Here is a 19,160-nt window from a genome sequence, read left to right on the forward strand (position 1 = left end):
CTTCTCTCTTCCGATGCGGCAGCATCGAACACTCTCCGAAATACCCCTTAAGCAGCGCTAATCCGGTACTTGGCCGGGCGAACTTAGCTCAGCCTTATCCGTGCTTCAGAGATGGCTGGTGCATTGGCTGAACCCGATTCCGCTGCAGATTTACTGCCGCCGACGATAGGGAGCGGAACAATATGGCCGACGACCTGACCACCGACCATCCGCCATTCCCGGTGCCCCGGGGCTGTCCATTCGGGGGGCCGGAGCGGGCCGCCGGAGGGGACGCCGAGCCGCCCCTGACAAGGGTCACCCTGCCCACCGGCGGGACGGCCTGGGTGGTCTCCGGATTCGAGCGGGTGCGGCGGCTGCTGGCCGACCCGCGGATCAGTTCCGACCGCAGACGGCCTGGATTCCCGCACTTGGCGCCGGTCCCGGTGGGGAACCCGCCGGACGAGACGCTGCCGATGGTCACCCTCGACGCGCCCGAGCACACCGCGCACCGCCGGATGTTCGTCAACGAGTTCACCGTCCGGCGGATGCGCCTACTCCGGCCACGCATTCAGGAAATCGTGGACCAATGCGTCGACGACCTGCTCGCGAGCGGCCGTCCGGCGGACCTCGTGCAGACCATTTCGGTGCCGGTGCCCTCGATGGCCGTCTGTGAGCTTCTGGGCGTCCCGTACACGGACCGTGACTTCTTCAAGGCGCGCACCCAGAAACTGCTGGACCGCAGCAATAGCGCCGAGGAAATGCGGAAGGGCTTCGGTGAGCTCCTCGGGTATTTCGACGAGCTCATCACGCTCAAGGAGAAGGATCCGGGCGACGACCTGCTCGGCCGGGCGATCGTCAAGTACCGCGACGCGGGCCGCTACAACCACGCCTACATGGTCAACACCGCCACGATGCTGCTCAACGCGGGCCATGAGACGACCACCAACATGATCTCACTGTCCGTGGTCGCGCTGCTGGAGAACCCGGCGCAGCTCGCCGAGCTGCGCGCGAACCCGGAGCACACCGCGCACGCCGTCGAGGAGCTGCTGCGCTACTTCAGCGTGGTGGACCTCACCGTCGGCCGCGTGGCGACCGAGGACGTCGAGATGGACGGCGAGACGATCCGCGCGGGCGAGGGCGTCATCGCGCGGCCGAGCTCCGCCAACATGGACCCGGAGGTCTTCGCCGACCCGCACGTGCTCGACATCCACCGCGAGGAGGCCCGGCACCACGTCGCCTTCGGCCACGGCGGTCACAACTGCCTCGGCCAGAACCTCGCCAGGGAGGAGCTGGAGATCGTCCTGAACACGCTCTTCCGGCGGGTCCCCGACCTGCGGCTGGCGAAGCCGGCGGACGAGCTGTCCTACAAGGACACCGAGCAGGTCTACGGGATCCACGAGGTACCGGTGACATGGTGAGCAATGACACGGTGAGCAATGACACCGTGAGCACGGTGCGGCTGCTGGTCGACCGCGAGCGCTGCCTCGGCGCGGGACGGTGCGTCCTCACCGACCCCGACCTGTTCGACCAGGACGAGGACGACGGCCGCGTCCTGCTGCTGACCGGCCCGGACGAGGAGCCGGAGGTCACCGCGGCGGTCCGGCGGGCCGTCCAGTTCTGCCCGACCGGCGCGCTCACCCTGTCGGACGACTGACCGTCCCGGACGTCTGGCAGACAAGAGCAGAGCAGACAAGAGCAGAGAAGACCGGACAGCCCGTGCGGAATCCGCACGGGCTGTCCGGGTTTCGTGTTCAGCTCCGGGTCGGCTCCCCGAACCAGGTGCGCAGGGCGGTGGCGAGGCCGTCCGCGCCGGACGGCTCGCGGGTCGCCCAGGCGACGCGTCCGTCCGGGCGGAGCAGCAGCGCGGCCGCGTCGATCTCCGGGGTGGCGGGTGCGGTGACCGTGTCGACGTGTCCGGACCAGGCGGCGACCTCGCCCGTCCGGCCGGAGTCGGCGGCGAACTCCAGGAACAGGCCGCGGCCCGTCTCCAGCAACCGCGCGATCGGCGTCTCCCCGGCCGACACCTGCGGGAGCCTGCGGCCGAGCAGCGGGTGGTCGCCCGCCTCGTACGGGTAGTCGTAGCGGACGTCGAGCCCGCCGACCATCTTCACGAAGTGCTCGTTGACGTCGTCGTAGGCGATCAGCTCGGCGAGCACCTGGCGCAGCGGGGACACCGCCGACAGCGGGTGCATCAGCGCGACCTGCGCCCGCGTCGTGAGGCAGGCGCGGGCGCCGACCGGGTGCCGCTCGTCGTGGTAGGTGTCGAGGAGGCCGTCCGGGGCGCGGCCGAGGACGTCCGCGCCGAGCTTCCAGCCGAGGTTCACCGCGTCCTCGATGCCGGTGCTGAGCGCCTGGCCGCCGAGCGGGAAGTGGACGTGCGCGGCGTCGCCCGCGAGCAGCACCCGCCCGGACCGGTACCGCTCCGCGTGCCGGGTGGGCGCGTTCCAGCGCGACAGCCAGCGCGCCTCGCCGCCGGTCAGCTTCGCGCCCGACAGCCGCTCGAAGCTCTCCCGCAGCTCGTCGTAGGTCACCGGCGTGTCGTTCGGCACGGCCTCGACCCCGAACTCGCCCGCCATCACCCGCAGCGTGTGCGGGTCGACCGGGCCGACCGCGAACAGCCCGCCGTCGTTCTCGTGCGCGCCGAGCAGCGTGAACAGCGGGTCGCCCGGCTCGACCGGGACGTCCCCGAGGATGCCGCGGAACGGCAGCTCGTCGCCGGGGAAGCCGATCCCGGCGAGGCCGCGGACGGTGCTGTCCGTCCCGTCGCAGCCGACGAGGTAGGCGCCCTCGAACGACTCGCCGGACCGGGTCTTCACCGTCACGCCGTTCGCGCCCTGGTCCAGCGCGACGATCTCGGCGTCGTAGCGGACGTCGACGCCGAGCTCGCGGGCGCGGGCGGCGAGCTCCGCCTCGATCCGGGAGTGCGGGATCGCGAACGCGTAGGCGTGCTTGTCCCGCAGCCGCTCCGGCCCGAGCCAGAGCTGCGCGAAGTGGGCCCGCGGGAATTCGAGGCCGTGCGGGCGGAGCCGGTCCATCACGCCGCGCTGGTCGAGCAGCTCGACCACCGCCGCGTTGACCACCATGCCGCGGGACCGCTCGTTCGGCCGGTCCCGGCCTTCCAGGACGACGGCCTCCGCCCCGGCGAGGCCGAGTTCGACCGCGAGCATCAGCCCGACCGGGCCGGCTCCGGCGACGATGACGCGTTCACTCATGAGGGACTCCCTTGACTTCCGGTGTTGGCGGTGCCGCCGCCGGAGATCCCGTCGAGGAGATGCCTGGCGAGCGCGGCGGGCGTGGGGTGGTCGAAGATCGCGGCGGGCGACAGCGCGGGCCCGGCGGGCTGGATGCGGGTGCTCAGCTCCAGCGCGGTGAACGACGACATGCCGAGGCCGAGGAGGTCGTCGTCCGCGCCGATCGCGTCGGCGGCGGCGTAGCCGAGGACGGCGGCGGCCTCCGTCCGGACGAGGTCGAGCAGGAACGCGGGGCGCTCGTCGTCCGGGACGTCCGCGAGCCTGCGCACGACCGGGGCGCGGCCGTCGGCGGCGGCGTCCAGGACCCGCCGCGCCGCCGGTATCCCGGCGAGCAGCCGGGGCGGGGCGGCCCCGGCGGCGAGCGCCGCCCAGTCGAGATCGGCGGCGACCACGGCCGGGACGTCCAGCGACGGCAGCCGTTCCAGGACGGGCGCGACCAGCTCGGGCGCCGTCCCGGCCAGGCCGAGCGAGACGGCCGGGGTCCCGGCGGCGCGCAGCCGGGCGGCGAGCGCGTCGAGCACGGCCCGGCGCGGGCCGCCGCCGCTGCCGGGCAGGCCGAGCGAGCGGGCCGTGTCGGAGACGAGCAGGACGACGCCGGGGGCGAGGTCGCGGGCGAGGTCGGCGGCGGCGGTCGCGGCGGCGACGTCCCGGTCGAGATCGGGCAGGCCGGGGTCGGCGCCGTCCGCGTCCGGCGGCCCGCACACGTGCAGGACGGCCGCCACGGGACCCTCGACCTCCGCCGCCGCGCCGTCCACGAGCACCAGCCGTGCGTCCTCCCGGTCGCCGATCCAGCGCGCGAGGTGCTCGCGGACCGGGGTGTCGGCGCCGGAGAGCACGACCGTGCCCTCGGGCCGCCACCGCCCCTCCCCGGACGGGACGAACGGCGTCAGGCGGCGGACGAACAGCCCCGCCGGACGGATCGCCAGCTCGCGCTCCGCGCCCTGGGCCAGCGCCCGGCCGAGCCGTTCCGCGATTCGCGCGACCGGGACGCGCGGCAGGTCGACGAGCCCGTACCCGGCGGACGGTCCGAGCCCCCAGAGCTGCGCGCCCAGCGGATCGTCGGACGGGTCGGAGGGCGCCGCGCACACCGCCTCGCGCGTCGCGACCCACACCGGAGCGGACACGCCCAGCTCCGCGAGGGCGTCCACCAGCGAGACGGTCGCGACGAGGCCGTCGGACGCCGCCTCGTACGCGGGATGCGGGCCGTCCTCCAGGGCGAGCAGCGAGAGGACGCCGTCCACGGCGGGCTTTCCGGCGAGCCGCTCGCGAAGCCGCAGAGCGGACTCCGGGCCGTCCGCGCCGCCGAGGTCCACCTCGGTGGTGATGACGTGGGCGCCCTGCGCTCCGAGGGCGTCGGCGAGGTCGGTGGCCGGGTCCTTCTCCGTCGTCAGGAGCAGCCAGGTCCGTCCGGCGACGGACTCCGCCGGGTCGGCCACCGGCTCCCAGCCGAGCCGGTAGAGGCGGTCCCGGTCGCGGCGCCACGCCGCGAGCGCCGGGAGCAGCGCGTCGAGCGCGGCGCGGTCGCCGGGGGCCAGCCGCAGTTCGGCCGCCAGGGCGTCGACGTCCGCGCCCTCCACGGCCGACCAGAACCTCTCCTCGTCGTTCGCGGCGCCGGGCGCGTCGGGGTCGGCGGCGTCGATCCAGTAGCGGCGGCGCTGGAACGGGTAGGTGGGCAGATCGGTGCGGCGCCCGGCGGGCAGGATCCTCGTCCAGTCGATGGGGACGCCGGTGTTGTGCGCGTTCGCGACGGCGGTGAGCAGCGCCGCGCTCTGCGGCCGCTTCGGGTTCTGGAGCGGAACGGTCGTCGCGGCGGTGGTGTCGCTGGTGAGGGTGGTGAGCGTGGTGTCGGGCCCGATCTCGATGTAGGCGGCGACGCCTTGCTCATCGAGGTACTGGACTGCCTTGTGGTAATTGACGGTCCCGAGCAGATGCTCGGCCCAATAGCCGGGCTGATGCTCGGCGGGAAGGCCGGTGAGGTTGGAGATGACCGGGATCGCCGCCGGGTTGTGCGTGATTCCCCGGGCGGCCTCGGTCAGAGGCGCGACGGCCCGCTCCATCAACGATGAATGGAATGCCCGCTCGGTGGTCAGGAGCCGGGCGCGCCGCCCTTCGCCTTTCCAGTGCCGGACCATTTCCCGCACCGCCTCGGGCGGCCCGGAGACGACCGTGCTGCGTGCCGTGTTGACCGCCGCGATGCTCACGCCGTCCGGGAGGGTGATTTCGTCGGGGGCCGCGTTGATGGCGGCCATCGCCCCTTCCGGGGTGTCGTGCATGGCGCGGGCGCGTGCGGTGACCAGGGTCGCCGCGTCCGCGAGCGAGAGCGTCCCGGAGGTGTGGGCGGCGGTGATCTCACCCAGCGAATGCCCGACCAGGAAGTGGGGCGTGATTCCCCAATCGGCCAGCAGCGCGTGGAGCGCGGTCTGATAGGCGAACAGCGCGGGCTGGGTGTAGAGCGTCTGGTTCAGCCGCGCGGGATCGTCGTCGAACATGATCTGCTTGAGCTGCGGGTCGAGATGTTCGCACGCCGCGTCGAGAGCCTCGGCGAACACCGGGAACGTCTCGTACAGTTCCCGTCCCATTCCCGCGTGCTGCGAGCCCTGCCCGGAATAGAGAAAGGCGATCTTCCCCGTCGGTTTCACCGTTCCGGTGACGACGTTGCCCGCGTGCGTCCCTTCGGCGAGGAAACCCAGCCGTTGCCGGAGGTCCTCGGGGTCGGACGCGATGACGGCCGCCCGGTGCTGAAGATGGCTGCGCCCGGTCGCGAGGGTGTGGGCGATGTCGGCGAGCGGCTGGTCCTCGACGGAGTCTCGCAGCCGCGCCGCCTGCTCCCGCAGCGCGGACTCGGTCTTCGCGGACAGCAGCACCGGCAGGGGGTGGGCGGGCCGCACCGGCTCGGGAACGTCCGCGTCGGGCGCCTGTTCGAGGATGACGTGGGCGTTGGTGCCGCTGATCCCGAACGAGGAGATCCCGGCGCGGCGAGGGTGACCGTAGTCGGGCCAGGCCGTCGCCTCGGTCAGCAGGCCGACCGCGCCGGACTCCCAGTCGACGTGCGGTGAAGGTGCGTCGATGTGCAGGCTCTTCGGCAGGACGCCGTGCCGCATCGCCTCGACCATCTTGATGACCCCGGCGACCCCGGCCGCCGCCTGGGCGTGCCCGATGTTCGATTTGATCGACCCGAGTAGCAGCGGCTGATCGGCGGCCCGTTCCTGCCCGTAGGTGGCGAGGAGCGCCTGCGCCTCGATCGGGTCGCCGAGGATCGTCCCGGTGCCGTGGGCTTCGACGGCGTCCACCTGGTCGGCGGTGAGTCCGGCGTTGGCGAGCGCGGCCCGGATCACCCGCTGTTGCGACGGCCCGTTCGGCGCGGTGAGGCCGTTGCTCGCGCCGTCCTGGTTGACGGCCGTCCCGCGGATCACGGCCAGCACGCGGTGGCCGTTGGCGACGGCGTCCGACAGCCGCTCCAGGAGCAGCACGCCGGCGCCCTCGGCCCAGCCCGCCCCGTCGGCGGCGGCGGCGAACGACTTGCACCGCCCGTCCGGGGCCATTCCGCGCTGGCGGCTGAACTCCACGAAGAGCATCGGCGTCGACATCACGGTCGCGCCGCCCGCGAGCGCCAGCCCGCACTCGCCGTTCCGCAGCGCGAGCGCGGCGAGGTGGATGGCGACGAGCGACGACGAGCACGCCGTGTCGACGGTGACGGCCGGTCCCTCAAGGCCCAGCGTGTACGACACGCGCCCGGACGCGATGCTGCCCGCGCTGCCGTTGCCGAGGAGCCCCTCGTGCTCCGGACGGGTCCGCCCCATGAGGCGGGCGCCGTAGTCCCCGTACATGAACCCGGCGAAGACGCCCGTGTCGCTGCCGCGCAGCGCGTCGGCGGAGATGCCCGCGCGCTCGATCGCCTCCCAGGCGGCCTCCAGCATCAGCCGCTGCTGCGGGTCGATCGTCTGCGCCTCGCGCGGGCTGATCCCGAAGAACTCGGGGTCGAACTCGGCGGCGTCGTAGAGGAAGCCGCCCTCCCGCGCGTACGAGGTGCCGGGGTGGTCGGGGTCCGGGTGGTAGAGCGCGGCGACGTCCCAGCCCCGGTCGGCGGGGAACGCCGAGACCGCGTCGGTCTCGGACGCGGTGAGCCGCCACAGGTCCGCGGGGGAGCGGACCCCGCCCGGGAACCGGCAGCTCGCGCCGACGATCGCGATGGGCTCGCGGCCCGCCGCCTCGGCCTCGGCGAGCCGCTGCCGGGTCTTGTGCAGGTCGGCCGTGACCCACTTGAGGTAGTCGACGAGCTTCTCTTCGCTGGCGTTGGTCATCCCTGCCGTCCGAGTTCGGTGTCGATGAAGTCGAAGATCTCGTCGGTGGACGCCGCGTGGAGGCGTTCCTCGACGGCGCCGTCCCCGGTCTCCTGCCAGGCGGCGGCGAGGGCCTGGAGACGGCGGGTGATCTCCGCGCCGCCGTTCCGCCCGTTGCCGCTGCCGTTGGCGTCGCCGTCCGGCCGGGCGGCGGCGAGCGCCGACTCCAGCCGGTCCAGCTCGCTCAGCACGTGCTCGTACGGCGACCGCTCCGGCGGCGCCGCCTCGGCGAGGACGTGCCCGGCGAGCGCGTCCGGCGTCGGGAAGTCGAACACGAGCGTCGCGGGCAGCCGCAGCCCGGTCGCGACCTGGAGCCGGTTGCGCAGCTCGACCGCGGTGAGCGAGTCGAAGCCGAGCTCCTTGAACGCGCGTTTGGCGTCCACCGACAGCGGGGAGCCGTGCCCGAGCACGGCCGCCGTGTGGCCGCGGATCACGTCCACGACGAGGTCCCGCCGGTCCGGTTCGCTGAGCGCGGTGAGCCGCTCGGCGAGGGACGGCCCGGCGGCGTCCGACCGGCGGGCCGGGACGCGCACCAGCCCGCCGAACACCGGCGGCAGCAGCCCGGCGGCGGCCTGCGCGCGGAGCGCGGGCAGGTCCAGCCGGACGGGCATGAGCGACGCCGCCCCGGCGGCGAGCGAGGCGTCGAACAGCCCGAGCGCGTCCTCGGTGGCGAGCGGCGCGAGCCCGAGCCGGCCGAGCCGCGCGATGTCCGCGCCCGCCATCTCGCCGGTCATCCCGCTCGTCGTCTCCCAGAAGCCCCAGGAGAGCGAGGTCGCGGGCAGGCCCAGCGCGTGCCGGTGCGCGGCGAGCGCGTCGAGGAACGTGTTCGCGGCCGCGTAGTTGCCCTGCCCGGGACTGCCGAGCAGGCCCGCGGCGGACGAGAACAGCACGAACGCGGTCAGCTCGCCCGTCAGCTCGTGCAGGTTCCACGCGGCGTCGACCTTGGGACGCAGGACGGTCCCGAGCCGGTCGGCGGTGAGCGTGCCGATGGTGCCGTCGTCCAGCGTCCCGGCGGTGTGGACGACCGCGGTCACCGGATGCTCGGCGAGGAGCGCGGCGAGCGCGTCCCGGTCGGCGGCGTCGCACGCGGCGAGGACGACGTCCGCGCCGAGCGCGGTCAGCTCCGCCTCCAGGTCGCGGGCGCCGGGCGCGTCCGGTCCCCGGCGGCTGATCAGCACCAGCCGCCGGACGCCGTGCCCGGTCACCAGGCGGTGCGCGACCAGGCGGCCGAGCGTGCCGGTGCCGCCGGTGACCAGGACGGCGCCGTCCGGGCCGAACGCGGGCGGCGCGTCCGCCGGTTCGGCGGCGGTGAGCCGGGGGACGTGCGCCGTGCCGCCGCGCAGCGCGAGCTGCGGTTCGCCGGACGCGACGGCCGCCCGCAGCGCGGAGGCCGAGTCCCCGTCGAAGTCCCCGTCGGCGTCCCCGTCGGCGTCCACGAGCTGGAGGCGTCCCGGGTTCTCCGACTGGGCGGAGCGGGCCAGCCCCCACAGCGCGGCGGCGGGCAGGTCCTCGATCTCCGGCCCGGTGGCGCCCCGCGTGAGCACGACCAGCCGGGATTCGGTGAACCGCTCGTCGGCGAGCCATTCCTGGAACAGCGCCAGCCCGGACGCCGCCATCGCGTGTGTCCCCGCCACCGGATCGGCGTCGTGGGAGCGGAACGGCGCGATGACGACGTCCGGGACGGGCTCCGCCGCCCGTAGCGCGTCCAGGTCGGCGTACGCCGGGACGTCCTCGATGGAAGCGTCGCCCAGCACCGCCCAGGAGCCCGCGTCGCCGGTGGCCAGGTCGGCGGCGGGGTGCCAGCCGAGGCGGTACAGCGCCCCGCCCCGCGCGGACCCGACCGACGCGAGCTGCTCGGCGGTCACCGGCCGCAGCTCCAGCGACTCGACGGTCGCGACCGGGCGTCCCGCCTCGTCGGCGAGGTCCAGCCGGACGCCTTCGCCGCCGGTCGGCGCGAGCCGCACCCGCAGCGCCCGCGCCCCGGCCGCGTGGACGGTCACGCCCGACCACGAGAACGGCAGCCGGACGGTCTGGTCGTCCGACCCGATCCGCCCGATCGCGATGCCGTGCAGCGCGGCGTCGAGCAGGGCGGGGTGCAGGCCGTAGCCGCCGGTGTCGACGTCGTCGGGCAGGTCGACGTCGAGGAAGACCTCCTCGTCCCGCCGCCACGCCGCCCGGACGCCCTGGAACGCGGGCCCGTACCCGAGCCCGTGCCCGACCAGCTCCTCGTACAGGTCGTGGACGGCGATCGCGGTCGCCGCGGGCGGCGGCCACGCGGCCGGGTCGGTGAGGTCGGTCAGGTCGGCGGCGTCGGTCAGGTCGGCGGGGGGCGCGGCCGGGGGACCGCCGGCCGACAGGATTCCGGTGGCGTGCCGCAGCCATTCGGTGTCCGGCTCGTCGTCGGCGCGCGAGTGCATCGTGACCGTGCGGCGGCCGTCGCCGTCCGGCGCGCCGACGAGGACCTGGAACCGGACGTCGGCCTTGTCGTCCAGCACCAGCGGGGCGAGCAGCGTCAGGTCGTCGACCCGGTCGCAGCCCGCCTGGTCCGCCGCGTACGCGGCGATCTCCAGGTACGCGGTGCCGGGCAGGACCACGGTCTCCATGACGGCGTGGTCGGCGAGCCACGGGTGGCGGCTCAGCGAGATGCGCCCGGTCAGCACCCGGCCGTCGTCGTCGGCGCGCTGGACGGCCGCGCCGACCAGCGGGTGCCCGGTGCCGATGAGCCCCGCCGCGGACACGTCGCCCGCGCCGCCCGTCGACACCACCCAGTACCGCTCGCCCTGGAAGGGGTAGGTCGGCAGCTCCGCCGCCGCGCCGCGCGGCTCCGGCAGCACGGACGGCCAGTCGACCGCCGTCCCGCGCGTGTGCGCCTCCGCGAGCGCGGTGAGGAACTGGCGGCGGTCGCCGAGGTCGCGGCGCAGCGTCCCGATGACGTCGGCGGCGCCGCCGACGCCGTCGAGGTTCTCCCGGACCGCGGGCACCAGCACGGGATGCGGGCTGACCTCGACCGCCAGGAGGCCGCCCGTTCCGGCGAGCGCGGTGAACGCGTCCGCGAACCGGACCGGCTCCCGCACGTTCCGGTACCAGTACGCGGCGTCCAGCTCGGCCGTGTCGAGGAGGCCGCCGGTCACGGTGGAGTAGAACGGGACGTCCGACGAGCGCGGCGACACGCCCGCGAGGTCTTCGAGGAGCCCGTCGCGGAACACCTCCACCTGCGGGGAGTGCCCGGCCGTGTTGACGCCGGGGACGCGCCGGTTGCGGACGCCGTCCGCGTCGAGCGCGGCGGTCAGCTCGGTGAGCGCGTCCAGGTCGCCGGACACGGTCACCGCCGTCGGCCCGTTGACCGCCGCGATCGACAGCCGCCCCTCCCACGGGGCGAGCCGCGCCGCGGCGTCCCCTTCGGGAAGCGAGACCGAGTGCATCCCGCCGCTCCCTTCGAGGCGCCGCCACGCCAGGCCGCGCAGCGCGATGATCCGCGCGGCGTCCGGCAGGCCGAGGCCGCCCGCGACGTACGCGGCGGCGACCTCGCCCTGGGAGTGCCCGATCACCGCGTCCGGGTGGACGCCCGCGGACCGCCACAGCGCCGCCAGCGACACCATGACGGTGAACAGGACGGGCTGGACGACGTCGATCCGGTCCGGCGACGGCGCGCCGGGCGCGCCGCGCAGCACGTCGAGCACGGACCAGTCGAGGTGCCGGTCGAGCTCGGCCGCGCACTCGCGCGCCTCGGCGGCGAAGACGGGCGAGGTGTCGAGCAGCTCCCGCGCCATGCCGACCCACTGCGAGCCCTGGCCGGGGAACACGAACACCGTGCGGTGCCCGGACGGGAGGGCCGTCCCCTCGATCACGTTCGGGTCGGGTTCGCCGGACGCGAGCGCCGCCAGCCCGGCCCGCAGCTCCCCGGGCCCGTCGCCCAGGACCACCGCGCGGCGGCCGAACGAGGCGCGCGTGGTGGCGAGCGCGTGCGCGACCGCGACCGGGTCCTGCCCGACGTGGTCGCCGAGGCGCCGCGCCTGGTCCCGGAGGGCGGGCTCGGTGCGGGCCGAGACCGTCCACGGGACGAGTTCCGGCTCCGGCGCGGGCTCGGCCTCGGGCTCGGGCGCGTCGTCCGGGTCGGGGCCCTGTTCGAGGATGAGGTGCGCGTTCGTCCCGCTGATGCTGAACGACGAGACGGCGGCGCGCCGCGGGCGGCCGTCGCGCGGCCACGGCGCCGACTCGCCGAGCAGGGCCAGCGCGCCGGACTCCCAGTCCACGTGCGGGGTCGGCTCGTCGGCGTGCAGCGTCTTCGGCAGGACGCCGTGCCGCATCGCCTGCACCATCTTGATCACGCCCGCGACGCCCGCGGCGGCCTGCGTGTGCCCGAGGTTCGACTTGATCGAGCCGAGGTGCAGCGGACGGCCGGCGGGACGTTCCGCCCCGTACGTCGCGAGCAGGGCGTGCGCCTCGATCGGGTCGCCGAGGGTGGTCCCGGTGCCGTGCGCCTCGACGGCGTCGATCTGGTCGGGGTCGAGCCGCGCGTCGGCGAGCGCCGCGCGGATGACGCGCTGCTGCGCCGGCCCGCTCGGCGCGGTGAGGCCGTTGCTCGCGCCGTCCTGGTTCACCGCCGACCCGCGGACCACGGCGAGGACGCGGTGGCCGTTGCGGACGGCGTCCGACAGCCGCTCCACGAGGACCATGCCGACGCCCTCGCTCCAGCCCGTCCCGTCGGCTCCGGCGCCGAAGGACTTGCAGCGCCCGTCCGGGGCGAGGACGCGCTGGCGGCTGAGCTCCACCAGGATGCCCGGCACCGCCATGACGGTGACGCCGCCCGCGAGCGCGAGGTCGCTCTCCCCGTTCCGGAGCGACCTGCACGCCAGGTGCAGCGACACCAGCGACGACGAGCACGCCGTGTCGACGGTCATCGCCGGGCCTTCGAGCCCGAAGCTGTAGGACAGGCGGCCGGAGGCGACGCTGCCCATCGTCCCGGTGAGGAGGTAGCCCTCCAGCGCGGACGTCTGCTCGCCCGAGTCGATGGCGTAGTGCTGCGGGGTCAGGCCGACGAACACGCCGGTGTTGCTGCCGCGCAGCGACGCCGGGACGATCCCGGCCCGCTCCAGCGTCTCCCACGCGACCTCCAGCAGGAGGCGCTGCTGCGGGTCGGTGGCGAGCGCCTCGCGCGGGCTGATCCCGAAGAACTCGGCGTCGAACCGGTCGGCGTCGGCGACGAACCCGCCCTCCCGGACGTAGGTCGTGCCCGCCTGGTCGGGGTCCGGGTCGTAGAGGCGGTCGAGGTCCCAGCCGCGCGTGTCGGGGAACCGGGTGATCGCGTCGCGGCCGTCCGCGACGAGGCTCCACAGGTCCTCCGGCGTCCGGACGCCGCCGGGGAAGCGGCACGCCATCGAGACGATCGCGATCGGCTCGGCGTCGTCCGCCGGCACGGCGGCCCGCGCGGGCCGCGCCGCTTCGCCGCCGTCGTCCGCGCCGAGGAGGAGGGTGCGCAGGTGGACGGCGAGCGCGGCGGCGGTCGGCCGGTCGAAGATCACCGTGGGCGGGAGGCGGAGCCCGGTCGCGCCGTTCAGCCGGTTCCGGAACTCGACCGCGCTGAGCGAGTCGAAGCCGAGTTCCTGGAACTGGCGGCCGGGGTCGATCGCGTCCGGCGCGGTGTGGCCGAGGACCGCCGCGACGTGCTCGCGGACCAGGTCGAGCAGGACCCTGTCCTGCTCGGCGCGCGGACGCCCGGCGAGCCGGGTCTGGAGCGTCCCGGACCCGGCCCCCCGTGCCTTCGCCCGCGCGGGCGGCGCGCGGAACAGCCCCTGCAGCATCGGCGGCAGCACCCCCGCCTCCGCGAGCCGCCGGAAGACCCCGAGGTCGAACCGCGCGGGCACGGAGGCGGGACGTCCCGACCGCTGCGCCGTGTCGAGCAGGGCGAGCGCGTCCTCGTCCGGCAGGGGGACGAGCCCGCTGCGGCCGAGGCGCTTCTGGTCCGTCCCGTCGAGCGTGGCGGTGATGCCGCTGGTCGTCTTCCACAGCCCCCAGGCGAGCGACGCGGCGGGCTCCCCCTGGTGGACGCGGTGGTGCGCGAGCGCGTCGAGGTAGGTGTTGGCGGCGGCGTAGTTCGCCTGGCCCGGGTTGCCGAGCGTCCCGGCGGCGGACGAGAACAGGACGAACGCGTCCAGGTCGCGGGTGAGCTCGTGCAGGTTCCAGGCCGCGTCGGCCTTGGCGCGCAGCACCGGGGCGAGGCGCTCCGGGGTGAGGGCGTCGACCGTCCCGTCGTCGAGGACGCCCGCCGCGTGGACCACGGCGGTGAGCGGGTGCTCGTCCGGGATGCCGGCGAGCAGCGCGGCCAGCGCGCCGCGGTCGGCGACGTCGCAGGCCGCGATGGTGACGTCCGCGCCGAGAGCGCGCAGGTCGGCGGCGATGTCGGCGGCCGTGTCGGCGTCCGGGCCGCGCCTGCTGACCAGCAGCAGCCGCCGGGCGCCGTGCGCGGTGACGAGGTGGCGGGCGACGAGGGCGCCGAGCGTGCCGGTGCCGCCGGTGATCAGGACCGTGCCGTCCGGGTCGATCGGACGCGGCACCGTCAGCGCGACCTTGCCGATGTGCCGGGCCTGGCTCAGGTACCGGAACGCCCGCGGCGCCTGCCGCACGTCGAACGCCGTGACGGGGAGCGGGGTGATCGCTCCCGCCTCGAAGAGCTCGACGAGGGCGGTGAGCATCTCCTGGATGCGGTCGTGCCCGGCCTCGGTCAGGTCGAACGGGCGGTAGGCGGTGTCCGGCAGGGCCTCGGGGTCGCGGAGGTCGGTCTTCCCCATTTCGAGGAAATGCCCCTGCGGTTTGAGGAGGTCGAGCGAGGCGTCGATGAAGTCGCCGGTGAGGGAGTTGAGGACGACGTCCATGCCGCCGGGGAAGGCGTCGTGGAAGTCGAGCGTGCGGGAATTGGAGATGTGGTCGGCGTCGAAGCCGTTCTTGCGGAGCGTGTGCCACTTGCCTGGGCTGGCGGTGCCGTAGACCTCCGCACCCCAATGGCGGGCGAGCTGCGTCGCGGCCATTCCGACGCCGCCCGTGGCGGCGTGGATGAGGATGCGCTGGCCGGGCTCGATCCCGGCCAGGTGGCGGAGGCCGTAGTAGGCGGTGAGGAACACGATCGGCGTCGTCGCGGCCTGGACGAACGACCACCCGTCCGGGACGCGGGCGAGCAGCCGCCGGTCGGTTATGGCCGTCGGCCCGACGGCGCCGTCGACCATTCCCATCACCCGGTCGCCGACCGTCAGCCCGGTGACGGCGGAGCCTGTTTCCGTGACGATTCCGGCGGCCTCGCTGCCGATGACCGCCGCTCCCGGATACATTCCCAGGCTGATCAGCACGTCGCGGAAGTTCACGCCCGCCGCGCGTACGGCGATGCGCACCTCGTCCGGGCCGAGCGGGCGCGCCACGTCCGGGTTGGGGGACAGGACGAGATTCTCCACGGTCCCCGGTTCGGTGATTCCGAGCCGCCAGCGGTCGGTGTCCGCGGGCGGCGCCAGGCCGGGGTCGCTGCGCGTCAGCCGGGGGGCGTGGACGCCGCCGTCGCGCAGCGCCAGTTGCGGTTCGTCGAGGCCGAGCGCGGCGGGCAGGGACGCGGCGTCTCCGGAGCGGTCGTCCAGGTCGACCAGCCGGAGGCGGCCCGGGTGCTCGGACTGCGCGGACCGCACCAGGCCCCACGCCGGGGCGGCGGCGAGGTCGCTGACCGGCTCGGCGAACTGCGCGGCGACCGCGCCACGGGTGGCGACGACCAATTGAAGGTCCGCGAACGCGTCGTCGGAAAGCCAGCTCTGAATCAGTTCCAGGAGCCGCGCCGCCGCGCTGTGGACGTTTTCGAGGTGGTTCTCGTTCTCTTCTTCGGAACGGTGGCAGAAAAGGACGGTCGGCGGGACGTCCTCGCCCGCGGCGAGCGCGTCGCGCAGCGCCGGGAGGTCGGGGAATTCCTTCGCGGCCATGCCGGTGAGGGCGGGGAACGGTTCGCCGATCGCCGTCCACGGTGTTTCGGGGCCGCCGTCGATGGACGTCCATTCGACGTGGTAGGCGGGCTCGGACGGCGCGGTCCGCGCGGCGGACAACTGCTCGCTCGTGATCGGACGCACGGTCAGCGCGTCCACCGTCACCACGGGACCACCGGCCGGGTCGGTGACCGCCAGCGACACCGTGTCGCCGTCGCCCCGGCTCAGCCGGACCCGAACGGCGACCGCGCCCACCGAATGGACGGAGACGCCGCTCCACGAGAACGGCAGTTTCAGCGCGTCGGCGTCTCCCGCGAGAAGGGTCGCGTGCAGGGCCGCGTCGAGAAGCGCCGGATGCACCGCGAAACCCTCGACATCGGTGTCGTCGGGAAGCTCCACTTCCGCGCAGATGTCGGTGCCGTCGCGCCAGGCGGCTTTCAGCCCCTGGAAGAGGGGGCCGTAGCTCAGGCCGATCGTTTCGAAGGTGCCGTAGACGTCGCCTATGTCGAGCGGCGTCGCGTCGGCGGGCGGCCAGTTCTCCTGCCCGGCGGGCGGGGTCGCGCCGCCCGCTCGGAGAACGCCGGTCGCGTGGCACGTCCAGGGGCCGTCCGCGTCGTCGGGATTGGACGGTTCGCGCCGCGAATGGACCGTGATGGAATGGCGGCCCTCGGCGTCCGCCGCGTCGACGTAGACCTGGATCTGGACGCCGTCCTTCGGCGGAAGCACCAAAGGCGTCTGGAGCGTCAGTTCCTCGACGGTGTCGCATCCCGCGCGCTGCGCGGCGCGCAGCGCCAGGTCGACATACGCCGTGCCGGGCAGGACCGCCGAGCCGTGGATCGCGTGCTCGGCGAGCCAGGGCTGGTCCTTGAGGGAGATGCGCCCGGTGAGCAGATGGCCGTTGTCGTTGGCGAGCAGAGTCGTCGCGGCCAGGAGCGGATGGTCGGCCGGGGTGAGACCCGCCTGGTCGACGTCTCCGGCGGACGGGCCCCGATCGAGCCAGAACCGCTCCCGCTGGAACGGATAGGTCGGGAGATCGGTGTGACGTCCGGCGGGCAGGATCTTGGACCAGTCGACGTCCACGCCGCTGTTGTGCACCCGGGAAATCCCGGTGAGCAGCGCGGTGCTCTGCGATTGTTTCGGGTTCTGCAGGGCGACGGTCGCGCCGGTGACCGTCTCGCCGGTAAGGGCGGTGAGCGTGGCGTCCGGCCCGATTTCGATGAATGTCGTGACGCCCTGCTCTTCGAGGTATTGGACAGCCTTGTGGTAGTTGACGGTGCCGAGGAGGTGTTGGGCCCAGTATTCGGGGGTGTGCTCGGCGGGCCGTCCGGTGAGGTTGGAGACCACCGGAATGGACGCGGGCTGATGGGTGATTCGCCGGGCCGCCTCGGTCAAAGGCTCGACGGCTTGGTCCATGAGGGAGGAGTGGAAGGCGCGGTTGGTGGTGAGTAGGCGGGTACGTCGTCCTTCGTTCTTCCAGTGTTGGGCGATTTCTTGGACGGCGTCGCGCGGGCCGGAGATGACGGTGCTATGTGCGGCGTTGATGGCGGCGATGCTGACGCCGTCCGGGAGGGTGATTTCGTCGGGGGTTGCGTTGATGGCGGCCATGGCCCCGGTGGGGGTGTTGTGCATGGCGCGTGCGCGTGCGGTGACCAGGGTCGCCGCGTCGGCGAGGGACAGGGTGCCGGAGGTGTGGGCGGCGGTGAGTTCGCCCAGGGAATGCCCGACCAGGAAGTGCGGGGTGATTCCCCAGTCGGTCAGGAGTGCGTGGAGTGCTGTCTGGTAGGCGAACAGGGCGGGCTGGGTGTAGAGGGTCTGGTTCAGTTCTTCTGGGTCGTCGGCGAACATGACCTGCTTGAGTCGTGGGTCGAGGTGTTCGCAGGCGGCGTCGAGAGCTTCGGCGAATACGGGGAACGTCTCGTACAGTTCACGGCCCATTCCCGCGTGCTGTGCACCCTGCCCGGAGTAAAGGAACGCGACCTTTCCGGGCGCGGCGTTCTCGGGCTTCAGGTCTTGGAGGCCCGAGAGGAGTTCGTCCGTGGAACCGGCGACGACGGCGGCGCGCTGCGGAAGGCGGGCGCGTCCGTTCGCCAGGGTGTGGGCGATGTCGGCGAGGTTCGCCTCGGGGTTCTCGGTGACGAATTCCGCCAACCGCGTCGCCTGTTCCCGCAGGGCGGGCTCCGTCTTGGCCGACAGCAGCACCGGTAGCGGATACCGGGGCCGTTCCGGTTCGGGAACGGCCGAGTCCGGTGCCTGTTCGAGGACGATGTGCGCGTTCGTCCCGCTGATCCCGAACGAGGAGACGGCGGCGCGCCGAGGCCGGTCAAGCTCCGGCCACGGGGCCGTTTCGGTGAGCAGGCGCACCGCGCCCGACTCCCATTTCACGTGCGGGGTCGGCTCGTCGATGTGCAGGGTCTTCGGCAGGACGCCGTGCCGCAGCGCCTCGACCATCTTGATGATTCCGGCGACGCCCGCGGCGGCCTGGGTGTGGCCGATGTTGGATTTGATCGACCCCAGCCACAACGGACGATCCGCGGGCCTTTCCTGCCCGTAGGCGGCCAGCAACGCCTGCGCCTCGATCGGGTCGCCGAGCGTCGTCCCGGTCCCGTGCGCCTCGACCGCGTCGATGTCGTCCGGGGTGAGGAGGGCGTTCGCGAGCGCGTCCCGGATCACCCGTTGCTGCGACGGCCCGTTGGGCGCGGTGAGGCCGTTGCTGGCGCCGTCCTGGTTGAGCGCGGAACCGCGCACGACGGCCAGGACGCGGTGGCCGTTGGCCTCGGCGTCCGACAGGCGTTCGACGAGGAGCAGGCCCGCGCCCTCGCCCCAGCCGGTCCCGTCGGCGGCGGCGGCGAACGCCTTGCACCGCCCGTCCGTCGCCAGTCCGCGCTGGCGGCTGAATTCGAGGAAGATGTCCGGGGTGGACATGACCGTCACGCCGCCCGCGAGCGCCAGGTCGCATTCGCCGCGCCGGAGCGCCTGCATCGCCAGATGGAGGGCGACGAGCGACGACGAGCAGGCCGTGTCGACCGTGACCGCCGGGCCCTCCAAGCCGAACGAATAGGCGATCCGCCCGGAGGCGACGCTCACCGACGTCCCGGTGACGAGGTATCCCTCGACCTTGTCGAGACCGTTCAGCGCGTGCCGGACGTAGTCCTGCCCGTTCGTCCCGGCGAAGACGCCCGTGCGGCTGCCGCGAAGCGACGCCGGGTCTATTCCGGCGTCCTCGAACGACTGCCACGCGGTCTCCAGCAGCAGCCGTTGCTGCGGGTCCATGCCGAGGGCCTCGCGGGGGCTGATGCCGAAGAAGTCCGCGTCGAAACGGTCGGCGTCATAAACGAATCCGCCTTCGCGGACGTATGTCGTCCCGCGTTGTTCGGGGTCGGGGTCGTAGAGGGCGTCGACATCCCATCCCCGGCCCTCCGGGAACGGCGCGAGCGCGTCCACGCCGTCCGCGACGAGCCGCCACAGGTCCCCCGCGGACCGCACGTCGCCAGGGAACCGGCAGCCCATGCCCACGATCGCGACCGGCTCGTGGTCGCGCGCCTCGGCCTCCCGCAGCCGCTGGTGGGTCAGCCGGAGATCGGCGGTCGCGCGCCTGAGATAGTCGCGCAGCTTCTCCTGGTTCATGCCTGGCGTCGCCT

General features: G+C 73.9%; 5 protein-coding genes. 2 read left to right on the plus strand and 3 right to left on the minus strand.

Annotated elements, in window-relative coordinates:
• Positions 1-182 precede the first annotated feature (182 nt).
• Together FXF65_RS05790 and FXF65_RS05795 are read left to right on the plus strand one after the other, a co-directional pair.
• On the plus strand, positions 183-1,397 hold the full coding sequence (locus FXF65_RS05790) for a cytochrome P450 (RefSeq protein ID WP_148348649.1): 1,215 nt from the start codon (positions 183-185) through the stop codon (positions 1,395-1,397).
• A gap of 11 nt (positions 1,398-1,408) precedes the next feature.
• Positions 1,409-1,633 (plus strand): ferredoxin, encoded by a 225-nt coding sequence (locus FXF65_RS05795; RefSeq protein ID WP_246198377.1) that lies wholly within the window; start codon positions 1,409-1,411, stop codon positions 1,631-1,633.
• Positions 1,634-1,730: 97 nt separating this feature from the next.
• On the opposite strand, the gene FXF65_RS05800 is transcribed toward FXF65_RS05795, so the two are convergent.
• From FXF65_RS05800 to FXF65_RS05810, 3 genes are read right to left on the minus strand one after another with little or no spacing between them, the layout of a single operon-like run.
• Complete coding sequence (locus tag FXF65_RS05800) at positions 1,731-3,191, minus strand: FAD-dependent monooxygenase (RefSeq protein WP_148348650.1); 1,461 nt, start codon at positions 3,189-3,191, stop codon at positions 1,731-1,733.
• The gene (locus FXF65_RS05805) at positions 3,188-7,531 is read right to left on the minus strand and encodes a type I polyketide synthase (RefSeq protein WP_148348651.1); all 4,344 of its coding nucleotides are present in this window, start codon (positions 7,529-7,531) and stop codon (positions 3,188-3,190) included. The genes FXF65_RS05800 and FXF65_RS05805 overlap by 4 nt, the downstream gene beginning before the upstream one ends.
• A complete protein-coding gene (locus FXF65_RS05810; protein ID WP_148348652.1) occupies positions 7,528-19,146 on the minus strand; it encodes a type I polyketide synthase in 11,619 nt (3,872 codons plus the stop codon). The genes FXF65_RS05805 and FXF65_RS05810 overlap by 4 nt, the downstream gene beginning before the upstream one ends.
• Positions 19,147-19,160: the final 14 nt, after the last annotated feature.

This window comes from Actinomadura syzygii, from assembly GCF_008085905.1.
Classification (GTDB): Bacteria; Actinomycetota; Actinomycetes; order Streptosporangiales; family Streptosporangiaceae; genus Spirillospora; species Spirillospora syzygii.

Bases quoted from the DNA above. Each gene is read 5' to 3' on its own strand.
- FXF65_RS05805 (WP_148348651.1), bottom strand. From the start codon at position 7,531: ATGACCAACGCCAGCGAAGAGAAGCTCGTCGACTACCTCAAGTGGGTC.
- FXF65_RS05800 (WP_148348650.1), bottom strand. From the start codon at position 3,191: ATGAGTGAACGCGTCATCGTCGCCGGAGCCGGCCCGGTCGGGCTGATG.
- FXF65_RS05790 (WP_148348649.1), top strand. From the start codon at position 183: ATGGCCGACGACCTGACCACCGACCATCCGCCATTCCCGGTGCCCCGG.
- FXF65_RS05810 (WP_148348652.1), bottom strand. From the start codon at position 19,146: ATGAACCAGGAGAAGCTGCGCGACTATCTCAGGCGCGCGACCGCCGAT.